Annotated in this window: 14 protein-coding genes; 11 read left to right on the top strand and 3 right to left on the bottom strand. The window is 65.3% G+C overall.

From position 1 onward, the window contains the following. Window positions 1-203: 203 nt before the first annotated feature. Genes ACK56M_RS19750 through ACK56M_RS19740 form a run of 3 tightly spaced genes read right to left on the bottom strand, consistent with a single transcriptional unit; the run spans window position 204 to window position 5,169 of the window. A complete protein-coding gene (locus ACK56M_RS19750) occupies window positions 204-2,135 on the bottom strand; it encodes an ATP-binding protein (RefSeq protein ID WP_015271087.1) in 1,932 nt (643 codons plus the stop codon). Next, window positions 2,132-3,022, bottom strand: a complete 891-nt coding sequence (locus ACK56M_RS19745) for an ABC transporter substrate-binding protein (protein WP_015271086.1) — start codon at window positions 3,020-3,022, stop codon at window positions 2,132-2,134. Before ACK56M_RS19745 ends, ACK56M_RS19750 begins: the two co-directional genes overlap by 4 nt. Continuing rightward, window positions 3,022-5,169, bottom strand: a complete 2,148-nt coding sequence (locus tag ACK56M_RS19740; protein ID WP_015271085.1) for a TonB-dependent receptor plug domain-containing protein — start codon at window positions 5,167-5,169, stop codon at window positions 3,022-3,024. Before ACK56M_RS19740 ends, ACK56M_RS19745 begins: the two co-directional genes overlap by 1 nt. A 184-nt stretch (window positions 5,170-5,353) precedes the next feature. Between ACK56M_RS19740 and ACK56M_RS19735 the strand changes: the two genes are divergently transcribed. The 11 genes from ACK56M_RS19735 (at window position 5,354) to kdpC (ending at window position 15,721) form a co-directional block, all read left to right on the top strand. Continuing rightward, window positions 5,354-6,379, top strand: a complete 1,026-nt coding sequence (locus ACK56M_RS19735; RefSeq protein ID WP_013973425.1) for an NAD(P)H-dependent glycerol-3-phosphate dehydrogenase — start codon at window positions 5,354-5,356, stop codon at window positions 6,377-6,379. A 36-nt stretch (window positions 6,380-6,415) separates the two neighbouring features. Then, complete coding sequence (locus tag ACK56M_RS19730; protein WP_013973424.1) at window positions 6,416-6,763, top strand: DUF4389 domain-containing protein; 348 nt, start codon at window positions 6,416-6,418, stop codon at window positions 6,761-6,763. Next, window positions 6,760-7,218, top strand: coding sequence for a phosphohistidine phosphatase SixA (gene sixA, locus ACK56M_RS19725; RefSeq protein ID WP_015271084.1), 459 nt, complete (start codon window positions 6,760-6,762; stop codon window positions 7,216-7,218). Before ACK56M_RS19730 ends, sixA begins: the two co-directional genes overlap by 4 nt. A 235-nt stretch (window positions 7,219-7,453) precedes the next feature. After that, window positions 7,454-8,242 carry an alpha/beta fold hydrolase gene (locus ACK56M_RS19720; protein WP_015271083.1) on the top strand — a complete coding sequence of 263 codons (789 nt, stop codon included), beginning with the start codon at window positions 7,454-7,456 and terminating at the stop codon, window positions 8,240-8,242. Then, window positions 8,239-9,093, top strand: a complete 855-nt coding sequence (locus tag ACK56M_RS19715; protein WP_015271082.1) for an alpha/beta hydrolase — start codon at window positions 8,239-8,241, stop codon at window positions 9,091-9,093. Before ACK56M_RS19720 ends, ACK56M_RS19715 begins: the two co-directional genes overlap by 4 nt. A 109-nt stretch (window positions 9,094-9,202) precedes the next feature. Beyond that, window positions 9,203-9,997 (top strand): DUF4892 domain-containing protein, encoded by a 795-nt coding sequence (locus tag ACK56M_RS19710; protein WP_054572520.1) that lies wholly within the window; start codon window positions 9,203-9,205, stop codon window positions 9,995-9,997. A 12-nt stretch (window positions 9,998-10,009) separates the two neighbouring features. After that, window positions 10,010-11,062 (top strand): AI-2E family transporter, encoded by a 1,053-nt coding sequence (locus ACK56M_RS19705; protein WP_015271080.1) that lies wholly within the window; start codon window positions 10,010-10,012, stop codon window positions 11,060-11,062. A gap of 239 nt (window positions 11,063-11,301) precedes the next feature. Beyond that, the gene (gene kdpF, locus ACK56M_RS19700; RefSeq protein ID WP_003251485.1) at window positions 11,302-11,391 is read left to right on the top strand and encodes a K(+)-transporting ATPase subunit F; all 90 of its coding nucleotides are present in this window, start codon (window positions 11,302-11,304) and stop codon (window positions 11,389-11,391) included. Window positions 11,392-11,400: 9 nt separating this feature from the next. Continuing rightward, window positions 11,401-13,095 (top strand): potassium-transporting ATPase subunit KdpA, encoded by a 1,695-nt coding sequence (gene kdpA / locus ACK56M_RS19695; protein WP_015271079.1) that lies wholly within the window; start codon window positions 11,401-11,403, stop codon window positions 13,093-13,095. A gap of 9 nt (window positions 13,096-13,104) precedes the next feature. Continuing rightward, window positions 13,105-15,159: a potassium-transporting ATPase subunit KdpB gene (kdpB, locus tag ACK56M_RS19690; protein ID WP_061304231.1), complete on the top strand. Its 2,055-nt coding sequence runs from the start codon at window positions 13,105-13,107 to the stop codon at window positions 15,157-15,159. Window positions 15,160-15,169: 10 nt separating this feature from the next. Beyond that, window positions 15,170-15,721: a potassium-transporting ATPase subunit KdpC gene (gene kdpC / locus ACK56M_RS19685; RefSeq protein WP_015271077.1), complete on the top strand. Its 552-nt coding sequence runs from the start codon at window positions 15,170-15,172 to the stop codon at window positions 15,719-15,721. Window positions 15,722-15,834 lie beyond the last annotated feature (113 nt).

Below are 15,834 nucleotides of genomic sequence, written 5' to 3'. Positions count from 1 at the left end.
GCTCCTCAATAACCCCCTGCGGCAGGGGATGAATCTTCCCGGCCGGCCCGATACGCATCGCGTTCGGGGCGGCAGCCTACAGGTAGACTATTGCGTTGTGGTGAAAGTCACAGTGCACCCGGTGAAAGAAGTACAGGTGTGCACTGAAACGTCTATTTTCAGGTCCGATGAAGGTCCTGTCCAGTGTTTAAGACTGCCGCACTTTAGCATTTATCGCCAGTCGCGGTTGTCTGACCGGGTAGCCAGCGCTGCAGCACGCGCTGCAGTTCAGTGCGGCGCAAGGGTTTGCTCAGGTAGTCGTCCATGCCGGCCGCCATGCAACGCTCGCGGTCGCCCTGCAAGGCGTTGGCGGTCAGGGCGATGATCGGTAGCCTGGCGCCGTTGGGCAGCTGGCGGATACGCCGGGTGGCTTCATAGCCGTCCAGGTGCGGCAGGCGGCAGTCCATCAGCACGGCGGCAAAACGCTGCTGGCTGACCCGTTCGACCGCCTCCAGGCCGTCCTCGGCCGTGCATACCGCCAGCCCCAGGCTACGCAGCATGGCCTCGATGACACTTTGGTTGACCGGATTGTCCTCTACCAGCAGCACCTGATCATTGTCGGCCACCGCCGGTGGCGCAGCGCTTGGTTGCGTCAGCGAGAGCGGGGCAGGGCTGGCCAGGGCCAGAGGCATCTCCAGGGTAAAGGTCGAGCCCAGGCCCTCACGGCTTTCGCCACGCAGCTTGCCGCCCATGCGTTCGGCCAGGGTGCGGGCGATCGACAGTCCCAGCCCGGTGCCGCCATAGCGGCGGGAAATCGAGCTGTCGGCCTGCTGGAAGGCGACGAACATCATTTCCAGGCGTTCGTTGTCGATGCCGATACCGGTGTCGCGCACACTGCAGGTCAGCCAGATCAGTTGGCGGTCCAGCACCTGCCAGCGCGCCTCGACCTGAACCTGGCCGCGTTCGGTGAATTTCAGCGCGTTGCCGACCAGGTTCAGCAGGATCTGGCGGATGCGCGTGGGGTCGCCGTTCACCTGCAGCTGCTCGATACCCGCCGGCATTTGCAGGTGCAGGGCAAGGCCGCGCTGTTGGGCGCTGTGCTGGAACGACTGGACGCTGCTGGTGATCAGTTCGCCCAGGTTGAAGTCGATGTGTTCCAGTTGCAGCGCGGCGCGTTCGATGCGCGAGAAGTCGAGGATGTCATTGATGACCTTGAGCAGGTGCCCGGTGGATTCGCTGGCCACCGCGGTGTACTCGGCCTGCTCGCTGTTCAGCTGCGTGGTTTCCAGCAACTGCAGCATGCCCAGTACGCCATTCATCGGCGTGCGCAGTTCGTGGCTCATCATCGCCAGGAAATCCGATTTGGTGCGGTTGGCCTGTTCGGCCTCCTCGCGGGCCTGGATAAGCTCGGCAATCGCCTGCTTCTGTTCATTGCTGGCCTGCGCCAGGCCATGGGCCAGGTTATTGATGTGGCGTGCCAGATGGCCCAGTTCGCTGTCATCGACCACCGGCAACAGGGTGTGGTACTCGCCCTGCTGGATGGCCTTGACCGCGTGCCCCATGTCGCTGATCGGCTTGGCGAGGCTAAGGGCCAGGCGGCGCGCCAGCAGGAAAGTGAACAGCAGGGCGAACAGCGCGAGGATACCGGCCTTGATCACGATTTCCTGCTGGCGCTGGCTGAAGGCGTCATCGGACATGCCGACGATGACCCTGCCCAGGTAATCGTCGCCAATGGCCGGGCTGGTGGCCTTGCCCTGTTGCAGGAAGTCGCTGTCCAGGCGGATCTGCTGCAGGCGGATGGGCGCCTGGAACACTTCGACGCGCTGCGCGCGGTTGGCGCTTTCGTCGGACTGCTCCACATAAACCAGTATGTGGTTGCGGCTGTCCTGCACCTCGAGGAAGCGCACGTGGGGGATGCTGAGCGTGGCGCGCATCAGGCCCTCGAGCACTTCGTTGTTGCCCGAGATCACCCCGTATTCCGAGGCTGGCGCCAACTGGTTGGCGATCAGTTGCCCGGTGTGGTTCAGTTCCTGGCGCAGGTCCTGGATACGCACGAAGGTGAAGAAGCTGATCAGCAGCAAGGTCAGCAGCAGGGCAGGGCCGAGGCTGATGATCTGGGTGCGGGTGTGAATGTCCCAGCTCAGGCGCTTGCTCATGGGGTGGGTTCTCCTTCGGCCAGGGCCTTGGCGGCGGCGTTCGGATCGATCGGTTCAAGGCCCAGGGCGCGCGCCACCTGCTGGTTGCCGCTGACGCCGAAGCGTACCGGGTACAGGCTGCGTGGCCAGCGCGCCGGTGGCTGGTCGAGCAACTGGTCGAGCACAGCCAGCCAATCGTCCTGGTCGCTGAAGGTGCTGGCCAGGGCGCCGGCGCGGACGAACCCGGCGTTCGGGCCGATCAGCGCCATCTGCCGGCCATAGCTGCTCAACAGCAGGTTTTTCGCAGTCTTGGAGTTGTACAGGTCGGCATCGTCCAGGCCCAGCAGCACGTCACTGTTGGCCAACAAGTGTTGCAAAGGGCGGCTGTCGCGCGGGTCGGGCCAGTCCTGGGCAATGATCTCCAGGCCCAGCGGGCGGGCGGCGTGGCGCAGCTCTTCGAGCAGAAAGCTGCTGTGCTCACCGTACAGCACACCAATGCGCTGGGCCTGCGGCAGCAGGTAGCGCGCCAGGCGCAACTGCCGGCCCAGCGGCGGATCGCTCCACAGCAGCGTGAGGAACGCGGGCCGCGACTTTCCCAGGCGCTGTTCAGCCTGCACCCGGCTGACCCTCATGGCCAGTGCCGGCGGGCCGGCAGTTTCCCCGAGGCGCCATTCCAGTGCGGCGTTGTCCAGCAGGATCAGGCGCTGGTCAGCCTTGAGCTTGCCCGGGGGTGGCAGGTCGGCGGTGGTCTGGAAATGTACATGGTCGTGCGGCCGGCGGCTTTCCAGCGCGGCGACGAAACTGCGAATGCCAGGCTGGTCTTCCGCGCCTACCAACAGGATTTCGCTGGCGAACAGTGGCCCCATCGGCCACAGGCACAACAGCAACAGGCGCAGCAGCAGGGCCATCAGAACTCCAGCTCCGCGCTGATGCTCAGGCGGTGGCGGCTGTCGTAGCGGTTCTGAATTGCCGTGGTCGGCTCATCGTCCAGGCGCTGTTGCCACAGCGCCGCCAGCTCCAGGTTGCTGCCATGCACCCGGAAACGTTTGGCCAGGCGCAGGTCCAGGCGCTCGTAGCGATACTGGTTGAGTGCATCGTCACCGTAATAGAACAGCGCGCTCGACCAACCGGCACCCCACTCGCGCATCCATCCGGCCGAGCCGCTGTTGCGCGCGCTGAGGCGGCGGTCGGCGGGGTTGCTGGCCCAGGCATCCACGTAGGCGTAGGTCACCCGCAGGCGGTCGCGCAGGGTCGGGCGCCAGTCCAGTTGCGCCTCGCTGCCGCTGAAACGGGCCTTGTTGGCATTGCTGGCGATGTACTGGTTGTTCTTCAGGGGCTCGCTGATCATGCCGGTGATCTCGTCATAGAACAGCTTCACATCCATGTTCAGGTCGATGTCGCTGAAGTAGCCGTTGTAGCCGAGTTCGCGCGAGCGCATGCGTTCCTGGTCGAGGTCGCCCGGGCCGCGGGTCTTGACGAAGTATTCGCCGTTTTGCAGGCCAAAAGCGTTGGGGGTCAGGTTCTTGACCGTGTAGCTCCAGTTGACGTTGTTCTCGAACATGTCTGGCGAGCGCACTGCCTCGGAATACACTGCACGCAGGCCATGGCGCGGGGTGATCAGGTAGTTGACCGCCACGCGTGGGGTCAGCGAGCTGCCGGACAGGCGCGAGTCCTCGAACATGGCACCACCCTGCAGGATCCAGTGTTCGTCGGCGCGCCACTCCAGCTGGCCGAACAGGCGCCAGGTCTGGTCGTCGATGCTGCCATTGAAGTAGGTCTGCGAGTCGGCACGATCATAGCGGTAGTTCATGCCGCTGAGCAGGCGCAGGCTGTCGGTCAGGCTCAGGGTGTCCTGGATTTCCAGGTCGTAGCGGGTTTCGCGGGTGCTCTGGTCGACGTCGCCGCAGACCTGCTGGTTGCCACCGTTCGCCCATTGCTGCTGGACCTTCTCCAGAAGCCCTCTCATGACGGGATCGTTGGTCGAAAGTGGCGCGCCGGTAGCAATGCCGCGTGCCACTTTTTCGGCGAAATCGGGGTTCATTTGCCAGAGCTGGGTCAATTCCGGGCTGAACGACTGCAAAGCGTCACAGGCACGCCACACCTGCTGACGGTCGAAATGTTGGGCAGAGCCTTGGATATACAGGCTGTGCTCAGAACTGAAGTCCTTGGTCCAGCGCAATGAGCCGGCGTAGTCCTTGGCACTGACGTCAGCGTTGTTACCGGCTTCGTATTTGGCGAACACCGGCTGGTAGGTATAAGGCCGCTGGTTGCTGCCTTCCTTCGCAGCAAGTTGCCATTCCAGGGTCTGGTCGTGTGCCAGGCTGTGGCTGGCGTTGATATTGAAGCGGGTCAGCCGGCGGCTGTCGCGGTAGTCCTGGCCGAACTGGTTCTCGTCGAAGCCATCGTCCTGCTGGCCTGACAGCGACAGGCGCATGTCGCCACTCTCCCAACCGAAGCCGTGGCTGGCGTAGAAATCGTTGATGCCGTCCTGGCCGCGGGTCATCTTCAGCCGCGTGCCATGGCTGTCGGCAGGGTTGCGGGTAAGGATGTTGACCACCGCCATCAGCGCGTTGGCGCCATAGCTGACCGTGTTGGGGCCGCGGAACACCTCGATGCGCTCGATATCCTCCATGGCCAGGGGGATGTCGCTCCAGTCCACCGTGGCCAGGCCGGCGCGGTACACCGAACGGCCATCGATCAGCACCTGCATGCGTCGGGCATCGTTGACGTTGCTGCCGTGGTAGTTGACCGTGGGTTGGTTGCCGGCGTTGTAGCCCACCATCATGCCCGGCACCAGGCGCAGCAGCTCGGGGATGTCACGGGCACCGCTGGCCCGGATCAGCTCGCTGTCGAGCACGGTCATGCTGCCCGGTACTGCGGCGGGGGATTGTTTCAGGCGCGTGGCGGTCAGAACCTGCGGCAGGTCCGTGTTGTCGATGAACAGGTCATCGGCCACGGCCGGGCCGCCGAGCAGGGCAGTCAGTATGAGCAGGCGCGGGTACGAGGGCGTGCCAGGGAACACAAAGCGGCCTTGTATCAGGATTGAAACAGGCATGGTAACTGACCGTGGGGGTTTTGCCAGTGATCTGCTTGCCAGTGAAGCCCGATCTAAGGACATGCACGGTACCTGTAGGAGCAGCCTTGCGCTGCGAAAGGGCCGGTACTGAGACTGGTTCTGTAGCAGGCGAGCCGTATAATGGCTGGGTCGCCACTTAACTTTTGGCTTTAACGGATTGGATATGACTGAACAGCAACCTGTTGCAGTTCTGGGAGGCGGCAGCTTCGGCACCGCCGTGGCGAACCTGCTGGCAGAAAACGGTGTGCCGGTGCGCCAATGGATGCGCGATCCGGAACAGGCCGAGGCCATGCGGGTCAATCGCGAGAATCCCCGCTACCTCAAGGGCATCCGCTTGCACGACGGCGTCGAGCCGGTCAGCGACCTGCTGGCCACACTGCAGGCCAGCGAGCTGATTTTCGTCGCCCTGCCATCGAGCGCCTTGCGTAGCGTGCTGGCTCCGCATGCCGAGTTGCTGCGCGGCAAGGGCCTGGTCAGCCTGACCAAGGGCATCGAAGCGCAAAGCTTCAAGCTGATGAGCCAGATCCTCGAGGAAATCGCCCCCGAGGCGCGCATCGGCGTGCTGTCCGGCCCCAACCTGGCCCGTGAAATCGCCGAACATGCGCTGACCGCCACGGTGGTCGCCAGCGAGGACGAAAAACTGTGCCAGCAGGTGCAGGCCGTGCTGCATGGGCGTACCTTCCGCGTCTACGCCAGTGCCGACCGCTTTGGCGTCGAGCTGGGCGGGGCGCTGAAGAACGTCTACGCCATCATTGCTGGCATGGCGGTGGCCCTGGGCATGGGCGAGAACACCAAGAGCATGCTGATTACCCGCGCCCTGGCCGAGATGACCCGCTTCGCCGTCAGCCAGGGGGCCAACCCCATGACTTTCCTCGGCCTGGCCGGTGTCGGTGACCTGATCGTCACCTGCTCCTCGCCAAAGAGCCGCAACTACCAGGTCGGCCACGCGCTGGGCCAGGGCCTGAGCCTGGAGCAGGCGGTCAGCCGCCTGGGCGAAGTAGCCGAAGGCGTCAACACCCTCAAGGTGCTCAAGGCCAAGGCGCAGGAAGTGCAGGTATACATGCCGCTGGTGGCAGGCCTGCATGCCATCCTGTTCGAAGGCCGCACGCTGAACCAGGTGATCGAGCACCTGATGCGTGCCGAGCCGAAGACCGATGTCGATTTCATTTCCATCAGCGGTTTCAACTGAGCCTTCAGCGGCTCTGACAACAGCAAGGAGCAACACATGAACGATACGCCCGAACGCGCCCAGCGCGAGTCGATCATCCTGCGGGCCCTGTGGATGCTGGTGTTCCTGGTGGTCTGGCAGCTGGCCGAGCTGCTGCTCGGTGGCCTGGTGCTGGTACAATTGATCTACCGCCTGGTGTACGGCGCCCCCAGCGCCAGCCTGATGAACTTCGGTGACAGCCTGAGCCAGTACCTGGCGCAGATCGGCCGCTTCGGCAGCTTCCACAGCGACCAGAAGCCCTGGCCGTTCGCCGACTGGCCGGCACCGCGTGCCCCGGAAGGCGAGGCGCCGCATGCGGTGGCCCCGGCCCCGCACCCGGTGCGTGACGAGGAGCCCAAACTGTGAAGCTGTGGGTTCTGCGCCACGGCGAAGCGGAGCCGCGCGCCAACAGCGATGCCGAGCGCCGGCTGACCGCCCATGGTCGCGAACAGGTGCTGCATAGCGCCGCCCGCCTGCTGGGCCAGCCGCTGCAGGCGATCATCGCCAGCCCTTACGTACGCGCCCAGCAAACGGCTGCCCTGGTGCATGACACCCTGGGCTTCGCCGAACCGGTGCGCACCGTGCCCTGGCTGACGCCTGACAGTGATGTGCAGCAGGTTATCGGTGAAATCGAGCGCCTGGGCCTGGAGCATGTGCTGCTGGTCAGCCACCAGCCGCTGGTGGGTACCTTGGTAGGGGCGTTGCAGCATGGCCACCAGCAGCAACCAGCGGGCATGAGCACTGCAAGCCTGGCGGAGCTGGAAGGGGACTGGCCGCTGGCTGGGTTGATGACCCTTCGGGCGATCAACTCGCCGGCCTGAGTTCTCAGGCTATCTAGGTTTCCTGTAGGAGCAGCCTTGTGCTGCGAAGAGGCCAGTAGGGCAATAGCTCTTCTCCGGCAGTTATGGCCTCTTCGCAGCACAAGGCTGCTCCTGCAGGCAGTGCCCGCGCCCACAAGCCTGACCTGATAGCCCTCGCCGATGACCTTTCCGGACGTTGCCGAACCGCCCCGCGATACCGACAATGGGCCATCATCTCGCATCCGGACCCGGCGCCATGTCGCAGCAGATCTTCTTCGCCCATGCCAACGGTTTCCCGTCGGCCACCTACGGCAAGCTGTTCGCCGCCCTGGCACCGGACTACCAGGTGCAGCACCTGGCCCAGCACGGCCACGATCCGCGTTTTCCGGTGGACGACAACTGGCAGAGCCTGGTCGATGAACTGCTGCACCACCTGGCTCGGCAAGACCAGCCAGTATGGGGCGTCGGCCATTCGCTGGGCGGCGTGTTGCACCTGCACGCAGCCTTGCGCTGCCCCGAGTATTATCGCGGCGTGGTGATGCTCGACTCTCCGGTGCTCACCCGCGCCGACCAGTGGCTGCTGCGCACCGCCAAGCGCTTCGGCTTCATTGACCGTATCACCCCGGCTGGCCGCACCCTGGGGCGCCGCGAAACCTTCAATGACCGCGACAGTGCCCGGGACTATTTCGCCGGCAAGTCACTGTTCCGCCATTTCGACCCCGACTGCCTCGATGCCTACATAGAGCACGGCCTGCAGGCGATGGAGCAGGGGCTGCAGTTGCGCTTCGACCCGGCCACGGAAATCAGCATCTACCGCAGCATCCCGCATACCAGCCCTGCGCCCGCGCGGCAATTGCAGGTGCCGCTGGCCATGGTCCGCGGCGAGCGCAGCAACGTCATTCGCCGCCACCACACGCTGGCCGTGCGTGGCATGCCCAGGGGCGAATACCACAGCGTGCCGGGTGGGCACATGTTCCCGCTGGAGCGGCCAACCGACACCGCCAGCCTGATCAAGGGCCTGTTCGACCGCTGGAGCCAGGCATGAGCGCGCAGGTCGAGGAAATCCGACTGAGTCTGGGCCATATCGAACTGGCGGCGCACCTGTTCGGCCCGGAGCAGGGGCTGCCGGTGATCGCCCTGCATGGCTGGCTGGATAACGCCAACAGCTTCGCCCGCCTGGCGCCGCAGCTGAAAGGCCTGCGCATCGTCGCCCTGGACCTGGCCGGGCATGGTTACTCCGAGCACCGGCCGCTCGGTGCCGGCTATGCTCTGGCCGACTACGCCCATGACGTGCTGCGGGTGGCCGAGCAGCTGGGTTGGCAACGTTTTGCTCTGCTGGGCCATTCGCTGGGGGCAATCATTTCCGTGCAACTGGCTGGCGCGCTGCCGGATCGGGTCAGCCATCTGGCCCTGATTGACGGCGTCATCCCGCCGACCGGCGCCGAGCAGGATGCCGGTGAGCGGCTGGGCATGGCACTGCAGGCCCAGTTGCGCCTGGATGGCAAGCGCAAGTCGGTATACACCACACTGGAGCAGGGCGTGCAGGCACGCATGAAAGGCATGGTCGCAGTCAGCCGTGAGGCGGCCGAGCTGTTGGCCCAGCGTGGCCTGATGCCGGTGCCCGGCGGTTACAGCTGGCGCAGCGACAGCCGCCTGACCCTGCCTTCGCCAGTGCGCCTGAGCGAGGCCCAGGCCATGGCCTATGTGCACCGGGTGAGTTGCCCGACGCGCCTGGTCGTGGCCGCCGACGGCATGCTGGCGCGCCACACCGGGTTGCTGGAGCAGCTACCCTTTGAGCAGGTGACGCTGCCCGGTGGCCATCACCTGCACCTGAACGATGAGCAGGGCGCGGCCCTTGTCGCAGACTGTTTCAATCGCTTCTTTGGCTTTGCTTGACTTGCATCGGACAAGTGTCGAGGCTTGGCGGGTTGAACAGGGAGACAACCATGCAACTGCCAGACATCCTGGAGCTTCATCTCGGCGCTGAGCGCCGTCTGGTTCGCCAATGAGCGCGCCTGTTGCCATCCGTAATGCCTTCGCGGCCTGCCTGGTGTTCGCCAGCCCCGTTTTGTGGGCCGGCAGCCTGCCGGTACCGGTGGACGCCAAGGTGGTCGACCAGCGCCCGGCCGTGGAGCAGGAGCGCGTCTACCCCATGGGCCCACTGCGCAAGATCAGCGGCCGCCTGAGGGTCGAGGACAAGGTCGAAAGCCGTGGCCAGGTCAGCTCGGTAACCTACGAACTGCCGGTCGAGCGTACTGCTCGCGAAGTCTTCACCAGCGCTCGCGAAGCACTGCAGCGCGACGGCGGCTACCCGCTGTTCTGGTGCCAGGGCCGCGATTGCGGCGAGGCCAGCCTGTGGGCCAATGATGTGTTCGGCAATGCCCGCCTCAACGGCGGCGACGAGCAGCAGGCGTTCATCCTGCTGCGCCGCTCGGCGGAGCAGGCCGACACCCTGGTCGCGCTGTACAGTGTCACCCGCGGCAACCGCCGCGCCTACTTGCACGTGGAAGAGTTCGTCGCCGGCAGCCCGCTGGGCGAACTGCTGCCGACCGCCGCCACGGTGCTGCGCGAAATGCGCGACACCGGCAAGCTCGACTACCCTGACCTGGCCGCGCCGCAAGACGCCTGGGCGAACCTGCTGGCCCGCAGCCTGAACCTCGACAGCACCCTGCGTGCCAGCCTCAGTGGGGCCCAGGCTGAAGCCTGGCGCGAGGCGCTGGTCAAGGCGGGCGTGCGCAATGGCCGCCTCGAAGTCGGTAGTGCACCTACCGACGGCCTGCACCTTGAACTGATCCGTTGAACGGGCACCACCATGGCTAACAATGACCGCTTGCTGGTCCAGATTCTGCTACTGGCGCTGCTGGGTGCCGGCCTGTGGGTAATGGCACCTTTCATTTCAGCGCTGTTGTGGGGAGCCATCCTGGCCTTTGCCAGCTGGCCCTTGATGCGCTTGCTGACGCGAGCGCTGGGCGGGCGCGAAACCCTGGCGGCAAGCCTGCTGACCACTGCCTGGATCCTGATCGTGGCGCTGCCGCTGGTGTGGCTGGGGTTCAACCTGGCCGATCATATTCGCGACGCGACGGCGTTCGTGCGTGACGTGCAGGTGGACGGCCTGCCCGACGCTCCGGCGTGGCTGGGTGGCATCCCGGTGGTTGGCGAGCGCCTGGTCAGCTGGTGGCAATCGCTGGACCAGCAGGGCGCGGCCTTGCTGGCCTCGGTCAAGCCGCACCTGGGGCAGGTGGGCAACTGGTTGCTGGCGCGCAGCGCGCAGATCGGCAGCGGCGTGCTGGAACTGACCCTTAGCCTGGTGTTCGTGTTCTTCTTCTACCGCGATGGCCCGCGCTTGTCGGCGTTCGTCCTGCGCTTGCTGCACCGCCTGATGGGCGACCGTGCCGAGTACTACCTGGAGCTGGTGGCCGGTACGGTGCAGCGGGTGGTCAACGGGGTGATCGGTACGGCCGCAGCGCAGGGCGTGCTGGCGTTGATCGGCTTCCTGATTGCCGGTGTGCCCGGGGCCATTGTGCTGGGCCTGGTGACCTTCATGCTCAGCCTGATCCCCATGGGCCCGCCACTGGCATGGATTCCGGCCACCGGCTGGCTGGTATGGAAAGGCGAATACGGCATGGCGGTGTTCCTGGGAGCCTGGGGCACCTTCATCATCAGTGGCGTGGACAACGTACTCAAACCGTACCTGATCAGCCGTGGCGGCAACCTGCCGTTGGTGATCGTGCTTCTGGGCGTGTTCGGCGGCCTGATCGCCTTTGGCTTCATTGGCCTGTTCATCGGGCCGACCTTGCTGGCGGTCGGCTACAGCCTGCTGCTGGACTGGAGCCGCAACGCCGTCCCGCAGCCGCCTCAGCAGTAAACCTGTACTGGCCTCTTCGCGGGTGAACCCGCTCCCACAAGGATCTCCACAGCCCGGGAGAGCGGTGCGGTCCCTGTAGTAGCGGGTTTACCCGCGAAGAGGCCGGTTCAGGCAACCTCAACTCCCGATCTTTACGCCTTCTTTATCGCCATCCCCACCTCCCAGTCTCGCCCCTTTACGCCCCTCGCTCGGACAATTTCCCCAAAGCGGCCCAAGCCGCACCACGGGGAGAACCACACATGAACATGCTCGACGGGCTGTCACTGCTGCTGGCAGTGGCATTGGCGTTTTATCTGCTGGTGGCGCTGCTGCGCGCCGATCGCAGCTAGGGAGTGGCCATGCACAGTTACGATTTCGCCTTGCTGTTGGCATTTTTCGCCATCGTGCTGCTACCGGCACCCTGGCTCGGGCGGTTCTACTTCAAGGTCATGGAAGGCCAGCGGACCTGGCTGTCGCCCGTGCTGGGCCCGGTCGAGCAAGCCTGCTACCGGCTGGCGGGCGTGCGCGCCAGCCAGGAACAGAACTGGCAGCAGTACACCCTGGCCCTGCTGGCCTTCAACCTGGCCGGGTTCCTGCTGCTGTTCGCCGTGCTGCTGTTGCAGGGCTACCTGCCATTCAACCCGCAGCATCTGCCCGGCCAGGAATGGTCGCTGGCGTTCAACACCGCGGTCAGCTTCGTCACCAACACCAACTGGCAGGCCTACAGTGGTGAAGCGTCGGTCAGCTACCTGAGCCAGATGCTCGGCCTGACCGTGCAGAACTTCGTCAGCGCCGCCACCGGCCTGGCCGTGCTGGTCGCCCTGTGCCGCGGCATCGCACGGCGCAGCGCCACGACGCTGGGCAACTTCTGGGTCGACATGACCCGCGCCACCCTCTACGGCCTGCTGCCGCTGTGCCTGCTGCTGGCGTTGCTGCTGGTATGGCAGGGCGTACCGCAAACCTTGGCCGACTACGCTCATGCGCTCACCCTGCAGGGCACCGAGCAGACCATCCCGCTGGGCCCGGCCGCCAGCCAGATCGCCATCAAGCAATTGGGTACCAACGGCGGTGGCTTCTTCGGAGTCAACTCGGCGCACCCGTTCGAAAACCCCACGGCCTGGAGCAACCTGTTCGAGGTGGCTTCGATCATCCTCATTCCGGTGGCGCTGGTGTTCACCTTTGGCCACTACGTGAAGGACCTGCGCCAGAGCCGCGCCATCCTCGCCTGCATGCTTGCGCTGTTCCTGATCGGCGGCAGCACGGCGTTGTGGTCCGAGTACCAGCCCAACCCGGCCCTCGAGAGCGCGCAGGTACAGCAAAGCGCCCCGATGGAGGGCAAGGAAACCCGCTTCGGCACCACCGGTTCGGTGCTGTGGACAGTGACTACCACCTCTGCCTCCAACGGTTCGGTCAATGCCATGCACGACAGCCTCAACCCGCTGACCGGCATGGTGGCAATGGTCAACATGATGGTCGGTGAGGTGATCTTCGGCGGCGTCGGTGCAGGGCTTTACGGCATGCTGCTGTTCGTGCTGATCGCGGTGTTCCTGGCCGGGCTGATGATCGGCCGCACCCCGGAATACCTGGGCAAGAAACTGCAGGCCCGCGAGGTGCAGTTGCTGGTGGCGACCCTGCTGGTGATGCCGGTCGGCGTGTTGGTGCTCGGCGCCATTGCCGCCAGCCTGCCAGGCCCGGCAGGTGCAGTCAGCAACCCGGGTGCGCATGGCTTCAGCCAGCTGCTGTATGCCTACACCTCGGGCACGGCCAACAACGGCTCGGCCTTTGCCGGCTTTGGTGCCAACACGGTGTACCACAACCTGATGATCGGCCTGGCCATGCTCATCGGCCGCTTCGGCTACATCCTGCCGGTACTGGCGCTGGCTGGCAGCCTGGCGGCGAAGAAAAGCGCGCCCCAGGGGCTTAACAGCTTCCCCACCCATGGCCCGCTGTTCACCAGCCTGCTGCTGGTCACCATCCTGCTGGTCGGTGGCCTGACCTTCCTGCCGACCCTGGCCCTTGGGCCGATCGCCGAACATTTGAGTCTGGGTTTTTGAGGACCGACCATGAACATGCCCATTGCTGAAGTAAAAGCCCGGCAAAGTGCCAAGGATCAGACCCGTTTCGCCGCATTGTGGCGCCCGGCGCTGGTGCAGGCATTCGTCAAGCTCGACCCGCGCCAACTCAAGCGCTCGCCGGTGATGCTGGTGGTCGCCCTGACTGCGGTACTGACCACCGTCCTGTGTTTCGCTCCCGGCAGCGGTGTGAGCACCGGTGTGGCCGTGCAGATCGCCCTGTGGCTGTGGTTCACCGTGCTGTTCGCCAACTTTGCCGAGGCCCTGGCCGAAGGCCGTGGCAAGGCCCGCGCCGACAGCCTCAAGGCTGGCAGCCAAGGGCTTACCGCGCAGCGTCGCAAGCGCGATGGCAGCTACGAAACCGTAGCGGCCAGCGCGCTGCGCAAGGACGATGTGGTGCGCGTGGTAGCTGGTGAAATGATTCCCGGTGACGGCGAGGTGCTTGAAGGTATCGCTGCGGTCAACGAGGCCGCCATTACCGGCGAGTCCGCACCGGTGATCCGCGAGTCCGGCGGCGATCGCTCAGCGGTGACCGGCAATACCCGGCTGGTCTCAGACTGGTTGTTGATCCGCATCACCAGCAACCCGGGCGAATCGACCCTCGACCGCATGATTGCCCTGGTCGAGGGCGCCAAGCGGCAGAAGACGCCCAACGAGATCGCCCTCGACATCCTGCTGATCGGCCTGACCCTGATCTTCCTGATCGTGGTGGTGACCCTGCAGCCGTTCGCCCACTTTGTCGGTGGCAGCCTGCCGCTGATCTTTCTCGCCGCATTACTGGTAACGCTGATCCCCACCACCATCGGCGGCCTGCTGTCGGCCATCGGCATTGCCGGCATGGACCGGCTGGTGCGGCTGAACGTCATCGCCCGCTCGGGCCGGGCGGTGGAGGCGGCCGGTGACGTGCATACGCTGATGCTCGACAAGACTGGCACCATTACCTTCGGCAACCGCCGCTGCAGTGCGCTGCACGCGGCACCGGGCATCACCGCCCGCGAGCTGGGGGAGGGCGCCTTGCTGGCCTCGCTGGCGGACGACACCGCCGAGGGCAAGTCGATCGTCGAATATCTGCGCCAGCTGCATGATTTTGTCGAACCGTCCGCCGGCCAGTTCGAGGCCGTGGCTTTCAGCGCCGAGACGCGCCTGTCGGGGATCGACTTTCAGCAAAACCGCTACCGCAAGGGCGCTGTCGATGCCGTACTGGCGTTCGTCGGCATGCAACGCCTGGAAATGCCACCAGCACTGGCCCGTGAAGTGGAGCGTATTGCCCAGAGCGGCGGTACACCGCTGCTGGTGTGCCTGGACAAGCGCCTGCTTGGCGTGATCCACCTCAAGGATGTGGTCAAACCCGGCATTCGCGAGCGCTTTGCCGAGCTGCGCAAGCTCGGCATTCGCACGGTGATGGTGACCGGCGACAACCCGCTGACCGCCGCCGCCATCGCTGCCGAGGCCGGCGTGGATGACGTGCTGGCCGAGGCCACGCCAGAGAAGAAGCTGGCGCGCATCCGCCAGGAGCAGAACGACGGCCGCCTGGTGGCCATGTGCGGCGATGGCGCCAACGACGCCCCGGCACTGGCCCAGGCTGACGTGGGCATGGCCATGAACGACGGTACCCAGGCCGCGCGCGAGGCGGCCAACATGGTCGACCTGGACAGCGACCCGACCAAGTTGCTGGATGTGGTGCAGGTCGGCAAGGAGCTGCTGGTGACCCGTGGCGCGTTGACCACTTTCTCCATCGCCAACGATGTGGCCAAGTACTTCGCCATCCTGCCGGCGCTGTTCGCCGCCATCTACCCGCAGCTGGGCGTGCTCAACCTGATGCACCTGGCCAGCCCGCAGAGTGCGATTCTGTCGGCCATCGTATTCAACGCGCTGATCATCATCGTGCTGATCCCGCTGGCGCTGCGCGGCGTGCGGGTGCAGGCGGCCAGTGCGGCGCACCTGCTGCGGCGCAACCTGCTGATCTACGGGCTGGGTGGCATTGTCGTGCCGTTTGCCGGGATCAAGCTGATCGACCTGCTGCTCAATGCTCTGCACCTGGTCTGAGGAGGCCACCATGAATGCTTATGTACGCCCGGCATTGAGCCTGGCCCTGTTGATGACCTTGGTGACCGGCGCGCTGTATCCGCTGGCGGTGACCGGTATTGCCCAGGTGATTTTCCCCAGCCAGGCCAATGGCAGCCTGGTGCGCGATGATCAGGGCCAGGTACGTGGCTCGGCGCTGATCGCCCAGGATTTCCAGGGCGATGGCTGGTTCCACGCGCGGCCATCGGCAGGCGCCTACGCCACCGTGGCCAGCAGCGCCAGCAACCTGTCGCCGAGCAACCCGGCGCTGGCCGAGCGGGTCAAGGGCGATGCGGCTGCGTTGTACCAGGCGCAGCAGGGGCCGGTGCCCCAGGCGCTGCTCACCACCTCGGGCAGCGGCCTCGACCCGCACCTGCCTCCGGAGGCCGTGGCCTACCAGATCCCTCGGGTGGCCGCGGCACGGCAGTTGCCGGTGGAGCGCTTGCAAGGCTTGCTGGAAGAGGCCACCCTCCACCCATTGATCGGCCCGCCGGTGGTCAATGTGCTGGCCTTGAACCAGGCACTTGAGCATCTGGGCCACTGATATGGGGGCCGCTTTGCGGCCCTTCGCGGGCTTGCCCGCTCCCACAGGTACAGCGCAGCTTCCGAGTATTGCGATCACCCTGTGGGAGCGGGCAAGCCCGCGAAGGCCTGCGA

The sequence above is a fragment of the Pseudomonas sp. s4 genome, from assembly GCF_046764235.1.
Taxonomy (GTDB): domain Bacteria; phylum Pseudomonadota; class Gammaproteobacteria; order Pseudomonadales; family Pseudomonadaceae; genus Aquipseudomonas; species Aquipseudomonas asiatica.
Note: the sequence above shows the minus strand (reverse complement) of the source record. Positions and strands in the feature narration are given on the sequence as shown.